At 35.1% G+C, this 1662-nt stretch carries 3 protein-coding genes; all 3 read right to left on the reverse strand.

Translation table 11 applies throughout. The features are described from left to right. Nucleotides 1-494, reverse strand: a 494-nt coding sequence (locus tag OZD66_RS01030) for a transposase (RefSeq protein ID WP_275021950.1), incomplete at its 3' end; no start/stop codon positions are given. 24 nt (nt 495-518) lie between these two features. After that, a complete protein-coding gene (locus OZD66_RS01035) occupies nt 519-719 on the reverse strand; it encodes a hypothetical protein (protein ID WP_275021952.1) in 201 nt (66 codons plus the stop codon). A 58-nt stretch (nt 720-777) separates the two neighbouring features. Continuing rightward, on the reverse strand, nt 778-1365 hold the full coding sequence (coaE, locus tag OZD66_RS01040) for a dephospho-CoA kinase (protein WP_275021954.1): 588 nt from the start codon (nt 1363-1365) through the stop codon (nt 778-780). Between the last annotated feature and the right edge of the window lie 297 nt (nt 1366-1662).

The following is a 1662-nucleotide window of genomic DNA, read 5'->3' on the forward strand; positions in this document are numbered from 1 at the left end:
GCTTTTTTGCTGTTTGTATTCAACATTACATGCAATTTTCTTGTCTGTTCATAGCTGCGATACTTTCTATCTTCGCTATTTTCTTTGCTATGACCAGGAGTGTTGTTGTATATACTAATTCCTGTACTGTCTATAGCAATTTCGATATCTTCCATATTATTTTTATCAATTCTGCAATCATTGATCTTAATATTGAGTTTCTTAAACCTTCTTGATGATTGTGAATAGCTGATAACTTGCAAATTTTTCCCAATTTGCTCAAGGTATCCTGCTATAAACCCAACTGTTTGCCTCAGGCCTATTCTAAATAAACAAGTTATTATGTGCACCAAAATTACAACTTTATCGCTATAAATATTGTTGCCACCTGGTATTTTTGGACCATTCTCGTACCACTTTTCTATGGCTTCGTTGATATAATGAAAAATATTTCCTCTTTTTTCTAGAAATTTGTTATATTCGCTATGGTTACTGACCCTCATTTTTTGTGGCATATTTTTTCTTTCAAGGTTAAATGGCTATTTTATAATGGATTTTGTCAGTAGCCACCAGATTTTTTCAGTTGCTATGCAACAAAGCCCACTGGAATCCAGTTTTTGATCAAAAATGTTGCTATAGTGCACAATCAATTTTCCTGGATCCCAGTGTCTGGGCACTGGGATGACACCATAGGGGGCTACTTGGATGACAGGGGAGGGAGGCTGCTGGGATCCTGACAACCTTCATCCCGCTGCTTGTTAGCGGGATCTAGAGATACCGCGGCGGTATGACGTAGAGCTACGTGTTTAGGTTTAATGAATCCACTATATCTTTTACTTGAGAAAAAACATACTCTTTGCTTACACTGGTATCGATAATAAAGTCACTCATCTTCCTTTTCTCCTCAATAGATAACTGAACATCGGAGATTAGATTAAGCTTTTCTTTATCTATGTTGCGTTCGTTAAGTCTTTGAGCTTGCACAACGCTATCTGCATGAACAAAAACAATAAGGTCGCAATATAAATAAAATTTTGTTTCTAATAGAAGTGGCACATCTAAAACTAAAAGTTTTCTATCGATCTTTTTTTCCTTGGCAATAAAAAATTCTAATTCACGCAGCACAGCAGAGTGAACCAAAGATTGAAATTGTTTCCAATTTTCATCGTAGGCTAAGAAATATTTAGACAGTACTGTTCTATCTATTTCACCATTTACTACCACTCCAGGAAAATTTTTCTCTGCATAACTTATTATGCTTTTATCCACTTTATAAAGTTGGTGTACAACAGAATCAGCATTAAATACAACAGCACCAAACTCTTGAAAGCAATTAGCTACAAAGCTCTTTCCTACCCCAATTCCTCCTGTTAGACTTATAATCATATAACAAAATACATTCGACTTCTTTTGAAACTATAGCTAAGGTTTCTCTATATATATTAACTAGATTTTCTAGATCCCAGTGTCAAGCACATAACTATACGAACATTGCAATTTGTAGGTGGTGTCATCCCAGTCTGGGATCTAGCTTTTTGGTAATTTTATCGAAAATGTTTGCTCGTTTACAATCAATTTTCCTGGATCCCAGACGGCTTTGTTGCATCGCTACTTATGAAAGGCTAACTATAGTTAGGATTATAAGTAACCTATTGAAAATCTTGTTTTTTTGCAATCAATCTG

This window comes from Wolbachia endosymbiont of Drosophila baimaii, assembly GCF_028982185.1.
In the GTDB taxonomy this organism is placed as follows: domain Bacteria; phylum Pseudomonadota; class Alphaproteobacteria; order Rickettsiales; family Anaplasmataceae; genus Wolbachia; species Wolbachia pipientis.